1 protein-coding gene is annotated in these 832 nt (G+C 33.8%); it reads right to left on the bottom strand.

All coding sequences use genetic code 11. The annotated features are described in order from the left end of the window. Positions 1–111: 111 nt before the first annotated feature. A partial coding sequence (locus BG20_RS02125; protein ID WP_010190263.1) for a hydroxymethylglutaryl-CoA reductase, degradative occupies positions 112–832 on the bottom strand: 721 nt, incomplete at its 5' end.

Raw genomic sequence — 832 nt, 5'->3', positions numbered from 1 at the left:
AAAGAATGTAATAATTGGAAATTTTATGATATTCCAAATGGAAAAATGTTGAATTGTTATCCAGAACAAAAGATTTGGAAAGATAAAGAGTTCTTAAAAGCGTTAAAAGAATTATAGTTCAGAACGTAGTATTTCTTTAGCTTGATCAAGTGAAATTTTCTTACTATCAATCATTTTCTGAACAATTTTATCTATTTGTTCAGGTTTTGCACCAGCAGCAGCTGCTAAATTTCTGGCATGCAAACGCATATGCCCTTTTTGAATTCCTTCAGTTGATAAAGCTCGGATAGCACTATAATTTTGAGCAAGACCAGTTGCAGTAATTACACATGCGAGTTCTTTAGCTGAAGAAACTCCAAGTATTTTCATACAAATTTTAGCAAGTGGATGAACATTGGCTATACCTCCTATAATTCCAACAGACAAAGGTAATTCCAAAGAACCAACTAAATTTCCATCATCATCTTTAGTCCATGTACTAAGAGAACGGTATTGTCCTGATCTTGCAGCATATGCATTTGCAGCAGCTTCAATAGCTCTGCTATCTTGACCAGTTGCATTTGCAACAGCTATAATTCCATTCATAATTCCTTTGTTATGAGTAACTGCTCTGTAAACATCATTGTCTGCAAACTGATATGCTAAAATTATATCATCAACAACATCTTCTCCTCCAATTTCTTTTTTATCAAAAATCGCTGATGCCTTTACAATTCTACGTGTAGAGTAATTTGATAATATACGAAGTAATGCTTTTCCCCCAGTAATTTTTTCCAGTAATGGAGAAACTGCTTCGCACATGGTATTTGTAACATTTGCACCCATTGCATCA

Source organism: Candidatus Nitrosarchaeum limnium BG20, assembly GCF_000241145.1.
Taxonomy (GTDB): domain Archaea; phylum Thermoproteota; class Nitrososphaeria; order Nitrososphaerales; family Nitrosopumilaceae; genus Nitrosarchaeum; species Nitrosarchaeum limnae.
This window is presented reverse-complemented; position numbering and strand designations above follow the sequence as displayed.